20 protein-coding genes are annotated in these 20,511 nt (G+C 71.6%); 6 read left to right on the forward strand and 14 right to left on the reverse strand.

All coding sequences use genetic code 11. From position 1 onward, the window contains the following. The first annotated feature begins 102 nt into the window (after positions 1-102). Both H5368_RS12585 and H5368_RS12590 read left to right on the forward strand, forming a co-directional pair. Positions 103-771 (forward strand): hypothetical protein, encoded by a 669-nt coding sequence (locus tag H5368_RS12585; protein WP_182825110.1) that lies wholly within the window; start codon positions 103-105, stop codon positions 769-771. 7 nt (positions 772-778) lie between these two features. Further along, positions 779-1,474 carry a helix-turn-helix domain-containing protein gene (locus tag H5368_RS12590; RefSeq protein WP_220486649.1) on the forward strand — a complete coding sequence of 232 codons (696 nt, stop codon included), beginning with the start codon at positions 779-781 and terminating at the stop codon, positions 1,472-1,474. Here the strand turns inward: H5368_RS12590 and H5368_RS12595 are convergent. The 9 genes from H5368_RS12595 to H5368_RS12635 all read right to left on the reverse strand — a co-directional run bounded on the left by H5368_RS12595 (position 1,407) and on the right by H5368_RS12635 (position 10,447). Then, a complete protein-coding gene (locus tag H5368_RS12595; protein WP_182825114.1) occupies positions 1,407-2,231 on the reverse strand; it encodes a symmetrical bis(5'-nucleosyl)-tetraphosphatase in 825 nt (274 codons plus the stop codon). The two genes, H5368_RS12590 and H5368_RS12595, sit on opposite strands and share 68 nt — an antisense overlap. Then, positions 2,231-2,614 (reverse strand): Co2+/Mg2+ efflux protein ApaG, encoded by a 384-nt coding sequence (apaG, locus tag H5368_RS12600; RefSeq protein ID WP_182825116.1) that lies wholly within the window; start codon positions 2,612-2,614, stop codon positions 2,231-2,233. Before apaG ends, H5368_RS12595 begins: the two co-directional genes overlap by 1 nt. Before the next feature lie 35 nt (positions 2,615-2,649). Beyond that, positions 2,650-3,456 (reverse strand): 16S rRNA (adenine(1518)-N(6)/adenine(1519)-N(6))-dimethyltransferase RsmA, encoded by an 807-nt coding sequence (gene rsmA / locus H5368_RS12605; protein ID WP_182825118.1) that lies wholly within the window; start codon positions 3,454-3,456, stop codon positions 2,650-2,652. Next, positions 3,453-4,472 carry a 4-hydroxythreonine-4-phosphate dehydrogenase PdxA gene (gene pdxA / locus H5368_RS12610; protein ID WP_182825120.1) on the reverse strand — a complete coding sequence of 340 codons (1,020 nt, stop codon included), beginning with the start codon at positions 4,470-4,472 and terminating at the stop codon, positions 3,453-3,455. The genes rsmA and pdxA overlap by 4 nt, the downstream gene beginning before the upstream one ends. A 1-nt stretch (position 4,473) precedes the next feature. Further along, complete coding sequence (locus tag H5368_RS12615) at positions 4,474-5,778, reverse strand: peptidylprolyl isomerase (RefSeq protein WP_182825122.1); 1,305 nt, start codon at positions 5,776-5,778, stop codon at positions 4,474-4,476. Next, positions 5,775-8,192 (reverse strand): LPS assembly protein LptD, encoded by a 2,418-nt coding sequence (lptD, locus tag H5368_RS12620; protein WP_182825124.1) that lies wholly within the window; start codon positions 8,190-8,192, stop codon positions 5,775-5,777. Before lptD ends, H5368_RS12615 begins: the two co-directional genes overlap by 4 nt. 119 nt (positions 8,193-8,311) lie before the next feature. Further along, a complete protein-coding gene (locus H5368_RS12625; protein WP_182825325.1) occupies positions 8,312-9,232 on the reverse strand; it encodes a histone deacetylase family protein in 921 nt (306 codons plus the stop codon). A 53-nt stretch (positions 9,233-9,285) separates the two neighbouring features. Beyond that, positions 9,286-9,840 (reverse strand): cob(I)yrinic acid a,c-diamide adenosyltransferase, encoded by a 555-nt coding sequence (locus H5368_RS12630; protein WP_182825126.1) that lies wholly within the window; start codon positions 9,838-9,840, stop codon positions 9,286-9,288. Positions 9,841-9,844: 4 nt separating this feature from the next. Next, positions 9,845-10,447, reverse strand: coding sequence for a hypothetical protein (locus H5368_RS12635; protein ID WP_182825128.1), 603 nt, complete (start codon positions 10,445-10,447; stop codon positions 9,845-9,847). Between the two features lie 81 nt (positions 10,448-10,528). On the opposite strand from H5368_RS12635, the gene ubiH reads away from it, so the two are divergent. Next, a complete protein-coding gene (gene ubiH / locus H5368_RS12640; RefSeq protein ID WP_182825130.1) occupies positions 10,529-11,746 on the forward strand; it encodes a 2-octaprenyl-6-methoxyphenyl hydroxylase in 1,218 nt (405 codons plus the stop codon). After that, the gene (locus H5368_RS12645; RefSeq protein WP_182825133.1) at positions 11,746-12,939 is read left to right on the forward strand and encodes an FAD-dependent oxidoreductase; all 1,194 of its coding nucleotides are present in this window, start codon (positions 11,746-11,748) and stop codon (positions 12,937-12,939) included. Before ubiH ends, H5368_RS12645 begins: the two co-directional genes overlap by 1 nt. A 27-nt stretch (positions 12,940-12,966) precedes the next feature. Here H5368_RS12645 and H5368_RS12650 read toward each other — a convergent pair whose 3' ends face one another. From H5368_RS12650 to H5368_RS12670, 5 genes are all read right to left on the reverse strand, one after another. Further along, a complete protein-coding gene (locus H5368_RS12650) occupies positions 12,967-13,317 on the reverse strand; it encodes a hypothetical protein (protein ID WP_182825135.1) in 351 nt (116 codons plus the stop codon). A 98-nt stretch (positions 13,318-13,415) separates the two neighbouring features. After that, on the reverse strand, positions 13,416-14,504 hold the full coding sequence (gene rlmM, locus H5368_RS12655) for a 23S rRNA (cytidine(2498)-2'-O)-methyltransferase RlmM (RefSeq protein WP_182825137.1): 1,089 nt from the start codon (positions 14,502-14,504) through the stop codon (positions 13,416-13,418). A gap of 34 nt (positions 14,505-14,538) precedes the next feature. Then, the gene (locus H5368_RS12660) at positions 14,539-15,114 is read right to left on the reverse strand and encodes a nucleoside deaminase (RefSeq protein WP_182825139.1); all 576 of its coding nucleotides are present in this window, start codon (positions 15,112-15,114) and stop codon (positions 14,539-14,541) included. Next, positions 15,114-15,539 carry a hypothetical protein gene (locus H5368_RS12665; RefSeq protein ID WP_182825141.1) on the reverse strand — a complete coding sequence of 142 codons (426 nt, stop codon included), beginning with the start codon at positions 15,537-15,539 and terminating at the stop codon, positions 15,114-15,116. Before H5368_RS12665 ends, H5368_RS12660 begins: the two co-directional genes overlap by 1 nt. Before the next feature lie 84 nt (positions 15,540-15,623). Next, positions 15,624-17,378: a glutamine--tRNA ligase/YqeY domain fusion protein gene (locus H5368_RS12670; protein ID WP_182825143.1), complete on the reverse strand. Its 1,755-nt coding sequence runs from the start codon at positions 17,376-17,378 to the stop codon at positions 15,624-15,626. A 197-nt stretch (positions 17,379-17,575) separates the two neighbouring features. Between H5368_RS12670 and H5368_RS12675 the strand changes: the two genes are divergently transcribed. After that, on the forward strand, positions 17,576-19,774 hold the full coding sequence (locus H5368_RS12675) for a diguanylate cyclase (protein WP_182825145.1): 2,199 nt from the start codon (positions 17,576-17,578) through the stop codon (positions 19,772-19,774). A gap of 71 nt (positions 19,775-19,845) precedes the next feature. After that, positions 19,846-20,496 carry a peptide-methionine (S)-S-oxide reductase MsrA gene (gene msrA, locus H5368_RS12680; protein WP_182825147.1) on the forward strand — a complete coding sequence of 217 codons (651 nt, stop codon included), beginning with the start codon at positions 19,846-19,848 and terminating at the stop codon, positions 20,494-20,496. Positions 20,497-20,511: the final 15 nt, after the last annotated feature.

Genomic DNA, 20,511 nt, shown 5'->3' on the forward strand with positions numbered 1-20,511 from the left:
CATGGCAAATGGGGCCGCGCGACCCATCATGGTCCGGTCGCAGCCCGCGATGCCTCCGGGAGTCCTTCCATGTCGATTCCACTCAAACCCCTTGCCGCGGCCGTGGCGCTGGCACTGGTCCTTGCCGGCTGCGACCGGGCCGTGCCGCCGGACAATCCCGCCACCGCGCCGGAGGCCACCGCTCAAGCAGCCGCGGCGCCGGCACCAGCACCAGCGCCCGAGGCCGACGCCGTCGTCGCACCGCAGCTCCACGCGGCCATGCGGGAGTTGTGGCAAGGCCATATCGCGCACGCCCGCGACTACGCGCTGGCGGTCCACGCCGGTAACGAAGCGGACGCCCAGGCCGCGGCGGACGCGGTGGTCGAGAACGCCAGGCAGATCAGCACCGCGGTTGCCGGCTTCTATGGCGACGCCGGCGGCCAGCAGATGCTGGCCCTGCTCGGTGGCCACTGGGGCGCGGTGAAGGCGCTCACCGACGCGCGGGCCACTGGCGGGAAAGCCGCGGCGGACGCGGCAATGGCCGACCTCACCGCCAATGCGGGCGAGATCGCGAAGTTCCTTGCCGCCGCCAATCCGAACCTGCCCGAAGACACCGTGCACGGACTGATGCTGGCCCATGGCGCGCACCATTCGCGGCAGATCGACCTGGTCCTCGCGGACGACACCGCAGGCGAAGCGGCCGAATGGAACGCGATGCAGGTCCACATGGACATGATCGCCGACGCGCTGGCAGGGGCCATCGCCAGGCAGTTCCCGGACAAGGCGACCTAGGCCGGCAATGGCATCCGCGCTTGCACACTTCAGCGGGACGCGGCAGCGGTTGCTCCGGCAGCTGCTGGCGGCGCCCGATGGCCTCGGCGTCGAGGAGATGTGCGAGCGGCTCCGCATCAGCCACAACGCGGTGCGTCAGCACATCACCGCGCTGGCCGCGCGTGGGCTCGTCGACCACGGACAGCCGCGCGCCACGGGAGGCAGGCCGCAGTCGCGCTACGTGATCACCGCCGAGGGGCGTGCGTTGTTCCCGCGCAACTACGGTGCGATCGCGGCCGCGCTGCTCACGCAGCTGCATGCGCGCATGGGCGAGGACGAGGTCGGCGCGCTGCTGCAGGAGCTTGGCCGCGGCATCGCGGCGACCCAGCCGTCGCTCGACGCCGAACGCGGTGAAGGCCTGGCGCGTGCCCTGGCGCAGCGGCTGGATGCGCTCGGCTACGAGGCGGTGCCCGCGCGCCACGGCGAGGACTGGCAGGTCGAAGCCTTCAACTGCGTGTTCCATGACCTGGCGCGACAGCATCCACAGGTCTGCAGGTTCGACCTTGCCTACATGGAAGCGACCACGGGGCGCCGCGTCCACCACGTCGAGTGCATCGTGCGCGGCGGACACGCCTGTCGCTTCAGGCTGGGCCCGGCTATGGCTGCGGGCGCCCCGGAACCTGCACCACCTGCAGCTCCTCGGAGTCCAGGCGCAGCGCGGTGAGCATGCCGCCCCACACCGCGCCGGTATCGATCGCGTGCACGCCGTGGCCGATGAACAGGCCCAGCGACGACCAGTGCCCGCAGACCACTTTCAGGCCGCGTTCGATGCGGCCGGGCACCGCGTACCAGGGATACAGACCGGGCTGCTGCGTGCCCGGTGCGCCCTTCTCTTCGAACGCGATGCGGCCGCGCGGACTGCAGTAGCGCATGCGCGTGAAGGTGTTGATGATCGCGCGCTCGCGGTCGGTGCCGCGCAGGCCCGGCGACCACGCCGGGCGGTCGCCGTACATCTGCTTGAACAGGCGCCGGCGGTCCTTGCCCTGGATGCTGGCTTCGACTTCACGCGCGAGCGCCTCGGCGTCGGCGACCGTCCACTTCGGCGCGAGGCCGGCGTGCACCATCATCCAGCCGAGGTCGTGGTCGGCGTGCACCAGCGGCTGCACGCGCAGCCAGTCGAGGAGTTCGTCGCGGTCGGGCGCGAACAGCACGCGCTGCAGGTCGGCGTTGACCTTGCGCTGCTCGTCTTCGCGGCGGTCGGCGATCGCCAGCAGCGACAGGTCGTGGTTGCCGAGCACGGTGACCGCATTCGCGCGCAGCGAGTGCACCAGGCGCAGCGTTTCCAGCGACTCGCCGCCGCGGTTGACCAGGTCGCCGCAGAACCAGAGGCGGTCGCGTGCCGGATCGAAACGGATCCGCTCGAGCAGGCGCTCGGTCGGGCCCAGGCAACCCTGGAGATCACCAATCGCCCAGATGGCCATCAGTGCAGCGTTCGCGGCACGGCGAGCGTGAACGGCGGGATCGGCGCATCGAACTGCGTGCCGTCATCGCCGACCATGCCGTAGCTGCCTTCCATCGTGCCCACGGCGGTCTGCAGCACCGCGCCCGAGGTGTAGGTGAACTGTTCGCCAGGTTCCAGGCGCGGCTGTTCGCCGACCACGCCTTCGCCGCGCACTTCCTCGACGCGGCCGTTGCCATCGGTGATCACCCAGTGCCGGTCCAGCAGCTGCGCTGCGCACTTGCCGAGGTTGCGGATGCGGATCGTGTACGCGAATACATAACGGTCTTCCTCGGGTGCCGACTCGTCGGCGAGGAAGCGCGTGGCGATCTGGATCTCGAGGGTGTAGTCCGGCGTGTCGTCCATGCCGGCAGTTTAAGCCGTCGGTGTGAATCCAGGGGCTACGTGGTGACCGGCAGGTTGGCGATACGGATGAAATCCGCGACCGCGAGCTGCTCCGCGCGCTGCGACGGATCCACGCCCGCGGTGCTGATCGCGTCGGCCGAACACAGCGGTTGCAGCGCGTTGCGCAGGGTCTTGCGGCGCTGGCCGAACGCCGCGCGCACGATCGCGGCGAACCGCGCCGGGTTGTCGATGCCGATCTCGGCCGGCGGCCGCGGCACCAGGCGCACCACCGCGGAATCGACCTTCGGCGGCGGCTTGAACGCGCCCGGACCGACGGTGAACAGCGCGGTCACCCGGCAGTAGGCCTGCAGCATGACGCTCAGGCGCCCGTACACCTTGCTGCCCGGGCCGGCCGCCATGCGGTCCACGACTTCCTTCTGCAGCATGAAGTGCATGTCGCGCACGACCGCGGCGTGGTCGAGGGCATGGAACAGGATCGGCGACGACAGGTTGTACGGCAGGTTGCCGACCAGGCGGATCGGCGTGCCCGCGGCCAGCGCGGTGAAGTCGACGTCGAGCACGTTGGCGTGCACCAGCTCGAGTTCGCCATGGGCGCGCGCGCGCGCCGCCAGGGGCGCGAGCAGGTCGCGGTCGAACTCGATCGCGGTCAGCCGGCCGTGGCGGTCGAGCAGCGGCCAGGTCATCGCGCCCTGGCCGGGGCCGATCTCGACGATGTGGTCACCCGGGCGCGGGTCGACCGCCAGCACGATCTTGTCGACCACGCCGCGCTCGTGCAGGAAGTGCTGGCCGAGGGACTTCTTCGCCGGATCGCGGAACGCGCCGTCGTGGCCGGTGGTGGTCATGGCACCCGGTCCGGGTGCAGGGCGTCGCGGGTGCCGGGCCGCGCGGCGAGGCGCACGCGTGCCAGCCGCGTGCAGGTCTCGATCGCCGCGAACAGGCTGGAAGGATCGGCGTGGCCGCTGCCGGCGAGGTCGAACGCGGTGCCGTGGTCGACCGCCACGCGCGGGTAGGGCAGGCCCAGGCTGATGTTCACCGCCTGCTCGAAACCACTGTATTTCAGCACCGGAAGCCCCTGGTCGTGGTACATGGCCAGCACGGCGTCGACACCGGCCAGTTTGCGCGGCAGGAAGGCGGTGTCGGCCGGCAGCGGGCCCTCGAGCCGCAGGCCCTCGCCGCGCAGGCGCGCGAGCACCGGGATGATCACATCGATCTCCTCGCGGCCCAGGTGGCCATCCTCGCCGGCGTGGGGGTTGAGGCCGAGCACCGCGATCACCGGGTCGCCGATGCCGAAATCGCCGCGCAGGGCGTCGTGGACGATGCGCAGGCTGCGTTCGAGCAGGGCGGGGGTGAGCGCGTCGGCCACCGCGCGCAGCGGCAGGTGCACCGTGGCGAGGGCGACGCGCATGTGGTCATTGGCCAGCATCATCACCACCTCGCGCCCGGCATGGGCGGCCAGCAGGCCGGTGGTGCCGGTGTAGGCGATGCCGCCGTCGTTGATCGTGGCCTTGTGCACCGGGCCGGTGACCATGCCATCGCACTCGCCGCGCAGGCAGGCATCGGCGGCACGCACGAGTGCGGCGACCACGGCCGGTGCATTGGCCGCGGCGGGCCGTCCGGGTGCAACCACCTGGGTGCCCGGCAGGTCGACGAGGCGGACAGGGCCGCCCTCGGCGGCGAGGGTGTCGGGCGCGGGGCGATCGAGCGGGATGCCGAGCCGCCGGGCGGCGGCGATCAGGACCGCGGCGTCGCCGTACACGACGAGGTCGGCATCCCAGGTGCGTTGCAGGGCGCGCACGCACAGCTCCGGCCCGACGCCGGCCGGTTCACCCGGGACCAGCGCGAGCCGTGGACGCTGCAAATCAGTCGCCGTTGGCGCCGGCGACGCCGGCCGCGCTGCGGATGTCGACGTAGGCCTCGCCGCGCAGTTCGCGCAGGTAGCGGTTCCATTCGTCTTCCAGCTTGCGCTGGCCGATGGTCTCGCGGACCTGGGCACGACGGTTCTCGTCACCCACGTTGGCCTGGCGCGTCGCCTGGCGCTGCACGACATGCCAGCCCGCCTGGGTACGGAACGGAGCCGAGACTTCGCCATCGGCCAGTCCACCGATCTGGGCGCCGAATTCGGGACCGAACTGGTCCTGCACGAACCAGCCGAGGTCGCCACCCTTGTCGCCGCTGAAGCGGTCCTGGGAATCCTCGCGCGCGACGGTGGCGAAATCCGCACCGCCGGCGATGCGCGCGCGCAGGGTGTCGATGCGCGCCTTGGCGGCGGCGTCGTCGCCACGCACCAGCACATGGCGCGCCTGGTACTGGGTCACGGTCTGCGTGGCCGCGGCCGAGGCGTCGCGGGTTTCCATCAACTGCAGCAACTGGAAACCGCTGGGGCCGCGGAACGGGCCCAGCACCTGGCCGGGCTGCATGGTGCTGATCGAGCCGGTGAAGGCGGTCGGGATCTCGTCGGTGCTGCGCCAGCCGAGGTCACCGCCCTCCAGCGCGTTGGGGCTGTCGGAATAGCGCACGGCGGCGGCCTGGAAATCCATCTCGCCGCGGTCCAGCAGGCTCTTCACGCCATCGGCCTTCTGCTGCGCGGTGGCGATCTGCTCCGGGGTGGCTCCGCTGGGGAGCGCGACCAGGATGTGGGCCAGGCGGTACTGGGTGCCGGTGGCCTGGTTGGCGAGCGCGGCGTCGACTTCGCCTTCCGTGACCGTGACCCGCGTCTGCGCGAAACGCTGGCGCATGCGCTGGATCATCAGCTCCTCGCCGAGCGAGCGGCGGAAGTCGGCGAAGTTCAGGCCGTCGCGTGCCAGCTGCTGGCGGAGCTGGTCCGGGGTCATGCTGTTCTGCTGCGCGATGCCGCCGATCGCGGCGTCGACTTCCTCGTCGGTCACGCGCACGCCGGTCTCCTGCGCGCGCGCGGTCTGCAGGCGCACCAGGATCAGGCGCTCCAGCAGCTGGCGGCGCAGCACCTCGGCTGGCGGCAGCTGGCCGGGGCGGTCACCGTACTGCGCCACGATGTTGGCGGTCGCGCGGTCGAGTTCGCTCTCGAGGATCACGTCCTCGTTGACCACCGCGGCGATGCCGTCTAGCGGCTGGGCGTCCTGCGCCATGGAAGGCAGGCCGAAGGCCGCCACGGCGAGGGCGAGGCAGGGAATCAGGATGTTTTTCATGGGGTCGCGTCGAGGGATGGGTCGTTGCCTGGGCCGCTGCGGACTTCGGCAGGAGGCACCAGGTACAGGTCCTCGCGGTAGTAACCGAGGATAGCACGGCGCAGGCGGCTGGCCGTGTCGGGTCCGGCCGAGCCGAGGCCCTTGAATTCAAGCTCGAACTGGATCGCGTCGTTCATCTCGCCGGTGCGGTTGCGGACGTAGCGGCGGGCGACCAGGCGCGCCGCCATGCAGCAGCTGTCCCACTGCACCCCGGCGATGCCCTCGAGCAGCTGGTTGTCGAGCAGCGAGTAGTAGTAACGGCCCACCAGGCTCCAGGACGTGTTGATCGGGTACAGGAACGACAGGTCCACCTGCTCGAGCAGGTCGCGCTGGTCGGCGGCGTTGCGGCGGTAGCGATAGGCCAGGTTGACCACCCCGTCGTCGCCCATCAGGTAACGGGTGCGGACGCTGGCAAGGTCCTCCTGCCGCGTGGCCGGGTTCCAGTGGTAGGTGGCGCCGATGCTCCAGCGGTCGTTGATGGCGTAGTTGCCATCCGCGATCCACGCCGACTTGCCTTCGCCTATGACCGGCGACGTCGCATCGAGGCCGACGCGCGAGTCCTCGAAATAGCGGATCTGGCCGATGCTCGCGGAGAGCTTCTCCGCGCCGGATTCGGACTCGATCAGCCGGGTGGTCAGGGCCAGGGTGAGCTGGTTGGCGTCGGCCTGGCGGTCGGCACCGGTGAAGCGGTTGTCGCGGAACAGCTGGCCCCACCCGAACGACATGAACTGGGTATCGAACAGCGGCAGGTTGGACTGGTCGCGGTAGGGCGCGTTGACGTAATACAGGCGCGGCTCGAGGGTGTTCAGGTAGCTCTCGCCGCGGAACATGGTGTCGCGGTCGAAGAACATCCCGGCGTCGATGGTGGTGATCGGCAGGCTGCGCGATGGCGAGTCATCGGCGCTGGTGCCGTTTGCGGCGGCGATCCGCTGCGCCAGCACGTCCTCGAGCGCGTAGCCGGTATAGCGCCAGGCGAGCGTGGGCTTGACGAACCAGCTGGCGCCTTCGAGCGGCATGGACACATAGGGCCGCACGTCGATGCGGCTGCCTCCGGGCTGCGCCGCGCTGTCGGCATGCGCGAAACGGGTGGCATCGGCGTTCACGCCGGCCACCAGCCAGTCGCCGACGCCGCGTTCCCAGTTGACGTACGCACGCGGCAGGCGGTGGAAGGGGAGGTTGGCGTCGGCCAGCGTCCAGTCGCCGAGTTGCCAGTAGTCGGCCATCACGCCGGCGTCCCAGTCGCGGCCACGGCCGTACAGCCCGAGATCGCTCTTGATCGAGAAGTTGGTCAGGCCGTTCAGCGCGTTGCTCGAGTCTTCCAGGTAGCGCGGATCGCTGGCCCAAGCCAGGTTGGTCCGCGCCTGCCAGTGCGGGCCCATGTTCTGGTAGGCGTTGAACCGGAACATGCCGCGGTCTTCCTTGCGGTAGTTCTCTGCCGGGTACGGCGACGCGATCTCGTCGGCGCGCCCGTCACGGGCCAGATTGTCGGAGGGAAGCACGTCGAGCTCCAGCACGCCGCCGCCGCCATTGACGAGGTAGCGGAATTCGGTGCCGAGCTGCAGACCGCGGTTGGTCATCAGCCGCGGCTCGAGCGTCATGTCGTAATTGGGCGCGAGGTTGAGGTAGATCGGCTGCCGCCAGTCGAAGCCGTTGCGGCTGGAATATGAAATGGCCGGATACAGCAGGCCGGTGTGCCGGCGGTTGTCGGTGGGGAACGCGAAGATCGGCACGTACAGCACCGGCACCTTGCCGACCCGCAGGGTGGCGTTGCGCGCGATACCCTGGCCCCGCTCGTTGTCGATGTCGATGCGACCCGCGCGCAATTCCCACCAGCGGTCGTCGGGCGGGCAGGTGGAATAGGTGGAGCCGTACAGCGCGCCCTGCGAGCCCTTCATCTCGATGCGCTCCGCGCCGCCGTTGCCGCGGCGGTCTGTCAGCTGGTAACGCACGTTCTCGACACGGTGGGTGTCGGCCTCCTGGTCGCCCTCGAGGCGTTCGGCGACCATGCGCATGCCGGAGTCCTGGTAGCGCACGCTGCCGGTGGCGACGTAGGTCGACGTCTCGTTCTCGAACTCCAGCCCGTCCGCGCCGAGGAACTGGTCGCCGCGGCGCAGCGTGACGTTGCCCTTGCAGGCGACGTTCTCGCCGTCGACGCCGCTCATGTCGTCGCAGGCGATGTCGGTGGGCTGCGAGGCACGCTCCTCGATCGAACCCACCGCGGGCTGCGCATCGGCGAACGCCGGCACCGAATCGTCGACCGGGCACAGGCCCCAGTCGGGTTCCGGTTCATCCGCTGCCCGCGCATCCGGGATGTGCGTCGCCAGTGCGCAGGCGATGCACAGCGACAACGGGAGCAGTCGGAGGGGTTTGTGCACGCGTTCATCCGGTCGGTGGGGCGGCGGCTAGCTTGCCGCATCGCCCGTGCAGCGGCAATGCGCGCCGGGTGAACGCCGGCCTCGCCAGCGGCCGCGGACCCCTGGCGTGCACGCGGCGTTCAGCGCGCGGAGCCCGCCGCGAGCGCAGCAACGTGGGCGACACTGCATTCGGCGAGCGCGGGAAGGTCATAGCCTCCTTCGAGCACCGACACCATGCGCCCATCGGCGTGACGCGCGGCGATCGCGCCCAGTTCGGCGGTGATCCACGTGTAGTCGTCGGCTTCCAGCTGGATGTGCGCCATCGGGTCGGCGCGATGGCCGTCGAAGCCGGCCGACAGCAGCAGCAGCTGCGGCGCGAACGCATCCACCGCGGGCAGCAGCTGCTCGCGCCAGGCTTCGCGGAAGCGGTGGCTGCCGGTCCCTGCCCGCAGCGCCGCGTTGCGCACGTTGCCGGCCCCGCGTTCGCGCGGATCGCCGGTGTCGGGGAACAGCGGCATTTCGTGCGCACTGCTGTAGTGCACGCGCGCTTCGGCGGCAAAGATCGCCTGCGTGCCATTGCCGTGGTGCACGTCGAAATCGACGATCGCCACGCGCGACAGGCCGTGGCGCTCCAGCGCATGCGCGGCACCGACGGCCACGTTGTTGAACAGGCAGAAGCCCATCGCATGCAGGTCGGTGGCGTGGTGGCCAGGCGGGCGCACCGCGCAGAATGCCGTGCGCGACAGGCCGCCCATCACATGGTCGACGGCCGCGACCACCGCGCCCGCCGCGCGCAGCGCGGCTTCGGGCGAGCCCGGCGACAGCACCGTGTCGGGATCGAGCTGGACCAGCCGGTCGGGTGCCTCGAGTACCGTCTGCAGCAGGATCGGATCGTGCACGCGCAGCAGCTGTCCGCGCGTGGCGCGGGGTGCTTCCAGCCATTCCAGGCCGGGGACATGGTCGCGCAGCGCGGTGACCACGGCGCCCAGGCGCTGCGGGCTTTCGGCGTGGCCGGGGCCGGTGTCGTGCGCGAAGCACGCGGCGTGGGTGAAGACCGGCACGCCGGTCGCGCTCAAGGCGCCGACTCCAGCACGGGCGCGCGGTCGCTCATGTGTCAGCCGTTGCGGCGCTCGTGCCGCCAGATCACCTCGCCGTGGCCGCTCTCGCGCGCCAGCACGCGGGCCAGCACGAACAGCAGATCGGAGAGGCGGTTGAGGTAGCGCACCGGCTGCGGGCGGATATCCTCGGCGCGCGACAGCGCCACCGTGCAGCGTTCGGCGCGGCGCACCACGGTGCGCGCGATGTGGCAGCGCGCCGCCGCGTCGCCGCCGCCGGGGAGGATGAAATCCTTGAGCGGCGGCAGGGGCGCGTTGTACTGGTCCAGGTGCTGCTCGAGGCGGGTCACGTCGTCATCGCTGATGGCCGAGTGCCCCGGGATGCACAGTTCGCCACCCAGGTCGAACAGCTGGTGCTGCACAGACGTCAGCAGCTCGCGCATCGCCTCCGGGATGTCGCTGGCCAGCAGCAGGCCGAGCGTGGAGTTGGCCTCGTCGACCGTGCCGTAGGCCTCCACGCGCAGCGAGTCCTTGCCGGTGCGGCTGCCGTCGCCAAGCCCGGTGCTGCCGTCGTCGCCGGTGCGGGTATAGATCTTGGACAGGCGGTTGCCCATGGCGTCAGCGCTGGCTGTCGCGCGCCTGCGCGCTGGCCCCGGCGTGGCGCGCGACGGCTTCGGCCACCACCTGCGCGATCGCCGCCAGCGCGACGAACATCGCCGTGGCGCTCAGGTAGGGCAGGAACCAGTGGCCGTAGTTGCGCGCCCAGCCGGCGAACGTCGGCTCGGCGACGGTGTTCGACAGCCAGTAGAAACCGCCCTGTGCCAGCAGGTGGCAGGTTGCGGTGGCCAGCACCACCGCCGCCGCGAGGCGGCCGAGTGCGGACACGCCGGCACCGGTATAGCCACGGCGCAGCCACGCCCCGGCGGCCCACATCGCCGCGTGCGCCGGCAGCAGCATCCAGTAGCCCGCGGACACGCAGTAATGGCTCCAGAACGACATGCCCTGGCCGGTGATCACCGCCCAGTCGATGGCCACGGCCAGCGCCAGCAGCCCCGGCAGCACCAGCCGCGACCAGCTGCGCAGATGGAAGCCGGCGATCAGGAACACCGCCCAGGACGCGTCGGGCAGCGGCGTGAAGTGGTTGAACACATGGCTGCGGGTCGCCGCCATCAGCAGCACGAGCAGTGACAGGACGATGGCGCGTTGCAGGGTGGTGTTCATGGCGCTGGGAGCTCCGGCACGGACTTCGAGGTGGCGGCCATTCTAGCGAACTGGCGGCACGAGGGGCCGTATCATGCCCGCATGAGCGCAACCCACGACGTGGTGATCATCGGCGGCGGCCTGGTCGGCGCCAGCCTTGCAATCGCACTGGAAGCCACCGGGCTCGATGTCGCGCTGGTCGAGGCAGCGCCCGCGGCGGCGATGCCGGCGGTGTTCGACGAGCGCAACCTGAGCTTTGCCGAGGCCACCGTGAACGCCCTGGCGCACCTTGGCGTGATGACGCGCCTGCGCGCGCCCACCGGCGCCATCGAGCGCATCCATGTCAGCCGCCGCGGCGATTTCGGCCGCATTCGCCTGGCCGCGGCCGATTACGGCCGCGCGTGTTTCGGCCAGGTGGTCGTGGCGCGGGACTTCGGCGAGGCGCTGGAAGCGCGGCTGGGCGACGTGGCCGGGCTCACGCGCCATCGCGGCACGCGCTTCACTGCGCTGGGCGTTGCCGCCGACGGCGTGCGCGAAGTGCATGTGGAGGGCGGTGCCGCGTCCGTGCTGCGCGCGCGCCTGGTCGTCGCCGCCGATGGCATGCGCAGCGGCGTGCGCGCCGCGCTCGGGATTGACGCCGGTGAGCATGACTATGGCCAGGTGCTGCTGGTGGCGCGGCTGCGCGCGTCGCGCGCGCCGGACGGCACCGCCTACGAGCGCCTCGGCGACGACGGCCCGACGGCCCTGCTGCCGCGCGGCGATCGCGCTTGGGGCCTGGTGCACGGCGTGGCCACCGCGGACGCCGCGCGCGTGCAGGCACTGGATGAGCCCGCTTTCCTCGCCCACGTCCAGGATGCGTTCGGCTGGCGGGTCGGCCGCCTGTTCGAGGCCGGACCGCGCAGCGCCTACCCGGCGGTCGCGGTCACCGCCGCGGAAACCGTTGCGGCGCGCGCGGTGCTGGTCGGCAACGCCGCACAGAGCCTGCACCCGATCGGTGCGCAGGGATTCAACCTCGGCCTGCGCGATGCCATGACGCTGGCCGAGCTGCTGGCAAAGCAGGCCGCGGCGGGCGCCGATCCTGGCGACCCTGCGCTGCTGGCCGCCTACGCCGCGCGCCGCGCCGAGGACCGCAGCCGCACGCTGGCGTTCTCGCACGGCTTCGCGCGGTTGACGTCAAATCCCGCGCCCGGCGTGACGCTGCTGCGCAGCCTGGGCCTGATGGCGCTCGATGCCGTGCCGGCGCTGCAGGCGGGACTGGTCGGCGGCGCCATGGGCTATCGCGGCGACGTGCCTGCCGCGTGCCGCGCGGAGGCGGGCTGATGCGCCGCGGCCAGGTCGATGCCGTGGTGGTCGGCGGCGGCGTGGTCGGTGCGGCAACCGCGCTCGCGCTGGCGCAACAGGATCTTTCAGTGGTGTTGGTCGAGGGCCACGCGCCCGCGCCCTGGTCCGCCGACGCCCCGGACCTGCGCGTCTACGCGTTCGCGCCCGACAACGCCGCGCTGTTCGAGACGCTCGGCGCCTGGGACGCGGTCGCTGGCCGCAACGGTGCGCCCTCGACGCGCCTGCAGCCGTACCGGCGCATGCGGGTGTGGGACGCCGCCGGCGGCGGCGAGCTGATGTTCGACGCCGACGCCTACGGGCGCCGCGAGCTGGGCTGGATCGTCGAAAATGCGCTGCTGGTCGACAGGCTGTGGGCGCGTCTGGCAGCCGCCGGCGTGGAACTGCGCTGTCCCGCCCGCGTCGAGAGCCTCGTGCAGGACGAAGGCGGCGTGCAGCTGCGCCTTGACGATGGCCGCCGCGTTTTCGCGCGCGTCGCGATCGCGGCCGACGGCGCCGCATCCACCCTGCGCGGGCTGGCCGGAATCGCCGTCGACGGCCGTGATTACGGCCAATCGGGCGTGGTGGGCTACGTGCGCACGGAAGAGGCGCATGAAGCGACCGCCTGGCAACGCTTCCTGCCGGGTGGGCCGCTGGCGTTCCTGCCCTGCGCCGACGGCAGCTCTTCGATTGTCTGGTCGCAGCCCACCGCCGCGGCGCAGGCTGCGCTGGCGATGGATGACGCCGCGTTCGGCAACGCCCTCACACGGGCCTTCGATGCGCGCCTTGGCCGCACCGCGCCATGTTCGCGGCGCGTCGCATTCCCGCTGCGCATGCAGCTCGCGCGCAGCTACATCGCGGGCCGCGTGCTGCTGGTGGGCGACGCCGCGCATGCCGTGCATCCGCTCGCCGGGCAAGGCGTCAATCTGGGCCTGCGCGATGTCGCCGCGCTGCGCGAGTCCATTGCAGGCGCACGCACGCGCAAGCAGGACTGGGCCACGCCGCAGCGGCTCGCGCGCTGGGCACGCGCGCGCCGCAGCGAAGACACGCTGGCTGCACGCGCGTTCGACGGCATCAACCGGGCCTTCACCAGCGCGTCGTTTCCGGCGACGTTGCTGCGCGGACCGCTACTCGGCATGGCCGGGCGCATGCCGCTGCTGTCCTCGGCGCTCTGGCGGCACGCCGCCGGGACCTGAGCGGCCGGCCGCGCGGCCTCGTGCGGGTTATCGCATCCAACCCTTGAGTTCATGGCTGTCGAGCACGCCGTCGCCATTCGCATCCACGGCGCGGAACTCGGCGCTCAGGGTGGCATTGGTGCGGGCCTCGCGGCGCGTCAGCTTGCCGTCGGCGTTCGCGTCGAGCGCCGCCATGTCGATCCGGTACTCGCCGATCACGGAATCGGGCAGCCGGCTGCTGATCGTCACCGGCGCTTCGGCGGGCTGGGTCGATGTGACCGTGCCGGTGACCGGCGCCTGCGTGGGCGTGTCCAGGGAGGATTGCGCCAGCACGCTGCCGCTGGCGGCGAATGCACCCAGCGCGGCGAGCACCAGGCTGGTCGGGGTGCGTGGCTTCATCTTCGGGTCTCCGGGCTGGTGGTCAGCGGACACTAGCGGCCACGCCATGACGTCAGCGTAGGGAATCGTGGACTGTCCGCTGAATACCGCGCGCGTCTTCAGCTGCCGGACGGCATCGCGATGACGGTGATCTCTTCGCGGTCGTGGTACAGCTGCCGCGCGCGCACGGTCAGCGGCCGCCCCGCCTCGCGCGCGAACAGGTCCAGGCACAGCGTGGTTTCGAGCCAGCGCTTCTTCATCGGCAGCTTCAGGTTGAACACCGCCTGCCGGCACCAGCCCTCGCGGAACCAGGTCGCCATCCGCGAGGCGACCCGGCGCGGCTGCTCGACCATGTCGCACACCATCCAGTCCAGCGGGCGCGGCGGCTGCCAGCGGAAGCCGTCCTCGCGCAGGTGGGTCACGCGTCCGGTATCCATCACATGCTCGCGCAGCGGGCCATTGTCGATCGCCATCACCTGCAGGCCTTCGCGCAGCAGCACCCAGGTCCAGCCGCCGGGCGCGGCGCCGAGGTCGGCGGCGTGCATGCCGGGGCGCAGCAGGCGCTCGCGTTCGCCGTCGTCGAGCATGGACATGAAGGCTTCCTCGAGCTTCAACGCCGAGCGCGAGGGCGCATCGCGATGCAGGCGCAGGCGCGGCACGCCGTTGGGCCACGGCGAGGAGTCGCGGCTGTCGCTGCAGGCGAGCAGCAGGTGGTCGCCGGCGAGCAGGCAGACGTGCAGGCGCGGGCGGCGCGGGTCCTCGCTGGCGGCCAGCAGGCCGGCTTTGCGCAGGGCCGGGCGCAGGGCATTGCCAAGCGCACGCGCCAGTCCCGAGAGCGGCCCCGCGGCATCGCTGTCGGGATGCTCGACCAGCAGGGTCCCGTACGGCGCCTGGCCCGCGGCCGCGGGTGGCCCCGCCAGGGACACGGACTGCAGCATCGCGATGATCGGCGCGATGCGGTCCCTGGGGTCGAGCGCCGGCAGGTCGGCCAGCAGCTGCAGTTTCTGCCGCGCGAACACCAGGTCGCGCCACGGCAGCGCGCGCGACAGCGCATGCGCATCGCCACCCGGCACGAGGAAGCGCACGTAGCCGCTGTCGCGGTCGGTGACGGCATAGCCGGCATGGCCGGCGGCCGCCGCGCGTTCGCCGAGTTCGGCGGCGAGCTCCGGCTCGAAGCCCGCGCGGCAATAGCAGAGCAGGCCGCTCATGCCGCCACGGTCCATGGCAGGAGCGTTGACGGCATCAGTAGCGCCGGCCGCCGGTCTGGCCGTAGGCGGCCAGCACGGCGCGGGCGTCGTCGCGGCGCAGGTCGCGCGCGACTTCGATGCCGCGGCGCCCGAGTTCACCGATCCAGTCGGCGGGCAGCGGGCCTTCGTCGAATTCGGTGAGTTCGTGCACGTCCTCTGCGCGCGCGCCGATCAGCAGGCGGTCCACGCCCGCCCATACCGTCGCGCCATAGCACTGGCAGCAGGGCTGCGCCGAGGTGGCGAGCGTGTAGGGGCCATCATGGCGACCGTCCTCGTCCTGGTTGAGGCGCGGGCGCTGCAGCCGCTGCTGGGCCAGCATGTAGGCCATGTTCTCGGCATGCGCCAGCGACGTGCTCTGCGGCAGCACCACGTTGACGCCCGCGGCGACCACGCGGTCGGAAGGGCCGAACACCGCCGCCCCGAACGGGCCACCGGTCTGCGCGGCGACGTTGCGGCCCGCCAGTTCGATGGCCAGCGCGACCTTGTCCTCGTCGCTGGCATAGGCGCGGGAGGTGTCGACGACGTCATGGACCCATGCCGGCAGCGTGAGGTGGACCTGGGCGTAGAGCATCAGCGCGCCACCGCCGCGGAGGCCGAGGCCTCGCACGTGTTGGCGACGCAGCTGCAGGCTTCGATCTCGCGGAAGCCGCAGGTGCCCATCACGCCGTTGGCGGCGCAGGCGGCCTGGACCGCGGCCGGATCAGGCTTGGCGTCCTTGTTGACGCAGGCCGGACGGTAGCCGCAGCAGCTGCCGACGTCCTTCACCGCACAGTCGCTGTCGACCTTGCAGCTGCGGTCGAGCACCGGCACCCCGGCCACGGTGCCCGGGCGCTGGCGTGGCACGGACTCGCGTGGCTGTTCCGATGCCGTCGGCGGTCCGACGCCGTTGCCGGCACTCGACTGCGGTGCGGCACAGGCGGCCAGCAGCAGCGGAGCGAGCAGCAGGGAAAGCAGGGAAAGCAGGGACAGCAGCGTGCGGGGTTCGATCCGGCGCATGTGGGGCTCCTTGGCGGAAAGGTGCGCGGGCAATGCTAGCCGCGCGGCGGTGGCGCCGACGTGCAGGCCGGCGCGCGGGTCGGCTCAGGCCTTGGCGGCCCAGGTATCGCGCAGGGTCACGCTGCGGTTGAACACCGGGCCGTCGGTGCGATGGTCGCGGCGGTCGGCGACGAAGTAGCCGATGCGCTCGAACTGCAGCGACTGCTCGGGCTCGGCGGCAGCGGCGGCCGGTTCCACCCAGCCCTGCACGGTGCGCCGCGAGGCCGGGTTGATGCGGTCGCGATAGCCCAGGCCGTCGCTCTCGTCATCGGGGTCGGCCACCGCGAACAGGCGGTCGTAGAGGCGGATCTCGGCGGCAACCGCGCGGCTGGCGTCGACCCAGTGGATCGTGCCCTTGACCTTGCGGTTGGCGCCTTCCATGCCGGGGCGCGACTCCGGGTCAAGCGTGCACAGCAGTTCGACGATGTTGCCGTCGGCATCCTTGCGCACCTCGTCGCAGCGGATGATGCCCGCGCCGCGCAGCCGCACTTCGCCACCCGGCACCAGGCGCTTCCAGCCTTTGGGCGGCACTTCGGCGAAGTCGTCCTGCTCGATCCACAGCGTGCGCGAGAACGGCACCTGGCGCGTGCCGAGCGCTTCGTCCTTGGGATGGTTCGGGAACAGCAACTGCTCGGCGTGGCCATCGGGCAGGTTGGTGAGCGTCAGCTTCAGCGGTTCCACCACGGCCATGCGCCGCTCGGCGCCGGTGTCCAGGTCGTCGCGCAGGCAGCCTTCGAGCACCGAGTAGTCGATCACCGAGTTCTGCTTGCTGATGCCGACGCGGTCCACCAGCAGGCGCAGCGCGGCCGGCGTGTAGCCGCGGCGGCGCAGGCCCTGCAGGGTCGGCATGCGCGGGTCGTCCCAGCCGTCCACCAGGCCGTCGGCGACCAGCTGCGTCAGCTTGCGCTTGCTCATCACCGTGTAGTTGATGTTGAGGCGCGAGAACTCGATCTGGCGTGGCTTGGCGGCCTCGACCGGCAGGCCCTTGGCGGCCAGCGGTGCCAGCAGCTCTGGGTTGCCCGCGAGGTCCACGCGGTCCACGCACCAGTCGTACAGCGGGCGGTGGTCCTCGAATTCCAGCGTGCACAGCGAATGGGTGATGCCTTCGACGGCGTCGCCAAGGGCGTGCGCGAAGTCGTACATCGGATAGATCGGCCAGTCGGCGCCGGTGTTCTGGTGCTCGACGTGCTTGATGCGGTACAGCGCCGGGTCGCGCAGGTTGATGTTGCCGCTGGCCATGTCGATCTTCGCGCGCAGCGTGCGCGCGCCGTCGGCGAACTCGCCCGCGCGCATGCGCCGGAACAGGTCCAGGTTCTCGTCCACGCCGCGCCCGCGGAACGGCGAGTCGCGGCCGCCTTCGGTGAGCGAGCCGCGCCAGGCGCGCACATCGTCGGCGCTGAGGTCGCAAACGAAGGCATCGCCCTGGCGGATGAGCTTTTCGGCGGCCAGGTAGAAGACCTCGAAGTAGTCGGAGGCATGTCGCAGGCTGGCCCACTCGAAGCCAAGCCAGCGCACGTCGTCCTGGATCGCCTGCACGAACTCGGGGTCTTCCTTCGCCGGATTGGTGTCGTCGAAGCGCAGGTTGCAGGTGCCGCCGAACTCGCCGGCGATGCCGAAGTCCAGGCAGATCGCCTTGGCGTGGCCGATGTGCAGGTAGCCGTTGGGCTCCGGCGGGAAACGGGTGCGGATCGCCCGGTGGCGGCCGGCCGCGAGGTCCTGGCGCACGATCTGGCGGATGAAGTCCTGCTTCTCGGCGGGCGCTGCGGGCGCGGTGGCGGTCGGGTCTGCGGGTAGGCTCATGTGGCGATGGACGCTGCCGGCGCGGGCTGCGCCACGGGCCGCGAAGTGTAGCCGAGCGGCGCCGCGGGGCGCAGTGGCATGTTGCTTGCTTGCGTGTTTGCCATCGGTTGGGGGGCGGCTATGGACAGGGACATCCCGGATCGCGCTTGGCCACCATGTGCCGCTCCGCGGGCGCGTCGCCCCGGCCGAGGTGCCTGATGACGCCCCGCTGGTGGATGGCGCTTCGCCAGGAGTGGCCGCTCGCCGCGGGGGTCGCGCTGCTGCTGGCCTTGCTGGTGACCGCCAGTTCCGGCGCGTTCCGCGGTGACCTGGACGGGCTGCCCCTGGCACTCGGCGAACCCCAGGGCGCAGGCCAGGCGGGTGCGGCCGCGGACACCCTGGTCCTGCCGGTGCGGCCCACAGGATTGACCGTGCTTCCCGTCCGCGTCTCCTTGCCCGACGAGGCCGACGGGGGCCCACCTTGGGTCGCGTGGGTCAGCCGCGGCGCCGTGGACGAGGTCTGGCTTGAAGGCGCGGGCTGGCGAAGTGGGCGCGGCGACTTCTTCGCCCCGCCGGCCGACGACGGCATGCTGCCGTCCGGCTATCTGTTTCCCCTGCCAGGGGACCTGCGGGGCGACGCCACCATCGACCTGCATGTGATCGGCAGCGAGCGCGAGGTGCTGCGCGTGCGGGTGGTGCGCGCGGACGCGGCGATGCGCATCGCGCAGCTCGGGTCGGCCATCAGTGCCTCGGTATACGCCGCGCTGTTCGTGCTGGCCCTGTTGTCGCTGTCGCTGTACGGCGCCGTCCGCGATCGCGCCTTCCTGCGGTTTTTCGCCGCCGCCGTGCTTGCCCTGCTGGCCACGGCGGCCGACAACGGGCACCTGTACGCGCTGCCCGTGTTCGGGATCGCCTCGGCCTGGCGCGGGGACGGAATCCGCGTGCTCGGGCTGCTGTTCCTGGCCGCCGTGCTCCCCCTGCTGCAACGTTACGCAGGAACCGCGCTGGCGATGCCGCGACTGTCGCGCCTCGCCGATCGCCATGTCTGGGCGCTCGGCATCCTGGCCGCGGTCTGCCTGCTGCGCGTGGAGGCGTTGCGCGCCGTGTTGCCCGGCGTGGCGCTGGCCATGCAACTGGTCGCGGCCGCACTGGGCGTGGCGATGCTGGTCGACGCCGGCCGCCGCCGGGTGCCGATGGCCTGGTCGCTGGTGCTGCTGTTCGCACTGGTCGCGGTGGTGTCGCTGGTGATCGAGTTCGTGGCTGCCGGCCGCTGGCTGGACCCGGTGTGGCTGCGCTACGGCGGGCAGCTGGTGCTCGCGTTCGCGGCCGCGGTGCTGGCGGTCGGGCTGGTGAGCCGCGTGGGCCAGTACCGCGACCAGCGCGACCAGGATCGCATTGCACGCGCCGAGTCGGAGACGCGCATGCGGCGCGAGGCGGCGCGCGCCGACCTCAATGCGGCGCTGCAGACCGCGTTGCGCGGAGTGCCGGAAACCGACCTGGCCTGGACCGCCTACCGGCTGATGCTCGACCACCTCGTGCCGCAGGTGCCGGTGGCGTTCGCGGCGTTGCTGACGCGTAGCCAGGACGGGCGTGACATCGACCTGGTGGTGCCCCAGGCCAGCAAGACGGCGGTGGACGCGATTGTCGCCAGCCGCCTGCTGCCGCTCAAGCGCCACGCGGCCAATGGCATCCCCCTGCAGCAGCCGGTCACGGCTGCCGGTGACCGCGGCGTGGTGGCCATGGAAGCCGTGCTGCCACTCGCCATCCGCGCGCCGGCCTGGGGCGTGCTGCTCTTGCAGCGCACCGGCGGCGAGGCCTTCACTCCGGCGGAGCTGGCGCTGGCAGGCGAATTCTCGCGCGCGACCCAGGTCGGCATCGAGCACGCGCGGTCGGCGGTGGCCCTGCAGCGCTCGGCCGAGCTGGACGCGCTGACGGGTACCTTCAACCGGCGCACGATCGACCAGTGGCTGGGTCGCGGCTTCGCCGAGTCGGTGCGCAGCGGGCAGCCGATCTCGGTGCTGTTCATCGATCTCGACCGTTTCAAGGCGATCAACGACCGCCTCGGCCATGGCTGCGGCGATGCCTGCCTGCGCGCGGTGTCCAAGGCGCTGCACTCCGCGCTGAGCGAAGGCGACCTGCTCGGACGCTACGGTGGCGAGGAATTCATCGCCGTGCTGCCAGGTCGTGGCGGGGCCGCCGCGCGCGCGATCGGCGAGCACATGCGCCTCGCGGTCGAGTGCCTGGCGTTCGAATGGGAAGGGCAACCGGTGCCGCTGAGCGCGAGCGTCGGCGTGGCCACCCGCCTGTCCGGCGACGACCTGCCCGCGGCCCTGGTCGAGCGCGCCGACAAGGCGCTGTACGCGGCCAAGCACGCCGGCCGCAACTGCGTGCACGTCGCGCCTGCGGTGTTCAGCTGAGCGACGACCGCGCCTTGATCGGGTGGCGCGGCGCGCGGATCATGGTCGCGACGTCAAGAGGGAGTGCGGACATGCTGGGAGTCGGATCGTGGAAGCAGCGCATGCCGACGGCGGAGCAGGCCTTGCCGGGTCGCAGCACGCCGTTGCCGCTGCACAACATCCACCACGTGCATGGCCGACCGCTGCGGGGCGGGTTCGAGGGCTTTGAGCGGGTCGCCTTCGGGATGGGCTGCTTCTGGGGTGCCGAGCGCCTGTTCTGGGGGCTGCCCGGCGTGGAGACCACGGCGGTGGGCTATGCCGGCGGGCTGACGCCCAATCCGACCTATCGCGAGGTCTGCAGTGGCGAGACCGGGCATGCCGAAGTCGTGCTGGTGGTCCACGACCCCGCGGTGCTGCCGTTCGCGCAGCTGCTGGCACGCTTCTGGGAAGGCCACGACCCCACCCAGGGCATGCGCCAGGGCAACGACATCGGCACCCAGTACCGCTCGGTGATCCATTGCGCGACGCAGGCGCAGCAGGCGCAGGCCCTGGCCAGCCGGGATGCCTACCAGCAGCGGCTCACCGGGGCCGGGCTCGGCGCCATCACCACCGACATCGTGCATCCCGCGCCGGCGTTCCATTACGCCGAGGACGAGCACCAGCAATACCTCGCCAAGAACCCGGGGGGCTATTGCGGCATCGGCGGCACCGGCGTGTCCTGCCCCGTGGGCGTCGGCGCCTGACGCCGGCGCGCGCGC

Origin of the sequence: Luteimonas sp. MC1782, assembly GCF_014164605.1 — a bacterium.
Classification (GTDB): domain Bacteria; phylum Pseudomonadota; class Gammaproteobacteria; order Xanthomonadales; family Xanthomonadaceae; genus Luteimonas.

Bases quoted from the DNA above. Each gene is read 5' to 3' on its own strand.
- msrA (WP_182825147.1), top strand. From the start codon at position 19,846: ATGCTGGGAGTCGGATCGTGGAAGCAGCGCATGCCGACGGCGGAGCAG.
- H5368_RS12590 (WP_220486649.1), top strand. From the start codon at position 779: ATGGCATCCGCGCTTGCACACTTCAGCGGGACGCGGCAGCGGTTGCTC.
- H5368_RS12635 (WP_182825128.1), bottom strand. From the start codon at position 10,447: ATGAACACCACCCTGCAACGCGCCATCGTCCTGTCACTGCTCGTGCTG.
- H5368_RS12675 (WP_182825145.1), top strand. From the start codon at position 17,576: ATGACGCCCCGCTGGTGGATGGCGCTTCGCCAGGAGTGGCCGCTCGCC.
- apaG (WP_182825116.1), bottom strand. From the start codon at position 2,614: ATGGACGACACGCCGGACTACACCCTCGAGATCCAGATCGCCACGCGC.
- H5368_RS12650 (WP_182825135.1), bottom strand. From the start codon at position 13,317: ATGAAGCCACGCACCCCGACCAGCCTGGTGCTCGCCGCGCTGGGTGCA.
- H5368_RS12645 (WP_182825133.1), top strand. From the start codon at position 11,746: ATGCGCCGCGGCCAGGTCGATGCCGTGGTGGTCGGCGGCGGCGTGGTC.
- H5368_RS12630 (WP_182825126.1), bottom strand. From the start codon at position 9,840: ATGGGCAACCGCCTGTCCAAGATCTATACCCGCACCGGCGACGACGGC.
- ubiH (WP_182825130.1), top strand. From the start codon at position 10,529: ATGAGCGCAACCCACGACGTGGTGATCATCGGCGGCGGCCTGGTCGGC.
- H5368_RS12595 (WP_182825114.1), bottom strand. From the start codon at position 2,231: ATGGCCATCTGGGCGATTGGTGATCTCCAGGGTTGCCTGGGCCCGACC.
- rlmM (WP_182825137.1), bottom strand. From the start codon at position 14,504: ATGAGCGGCCTGCTCTGCTATTGCCGCGCGGGCTTCGAGCCGGAGCTC.
- H5368_RS12665 (WP_182825141.1), bottom strand. From the start codon at position 15,539: ATGCGCCGGATCGAACCCCGCACGCTGCTGTCCCTGCTTTCCCTGCTT.
- H5368_RS12615 (WP_182825122.1), bottom strand. From the start codon at position 5,778: ATGAAAAACATCCTGATTCCCTGCCTCGCCCTCGCCGTGGCGGCCTTC.
- H5368_RS12670 (WP_182825143.1), bottom strand. From the start codon at position 17,378: ATGAGCCTACCCGCAGACCCGACCGCCACCGCGCCCGCAGCGCCCGCC.
- H5368_RS12660 (WP_182825139.1), bottom strand. From the start codon at position 15,114: ATGCTCTACGCCCAGGTCCACCTCACGCTGCCGGCATGGGTCCATGAC.
- rsmA (WP_182825118.1), bottom strand. From the start codon at position 3,456: ATGACCACCACCGGCCACGACGGCGCGTTCCGCGATCCGGCGAAGAAG.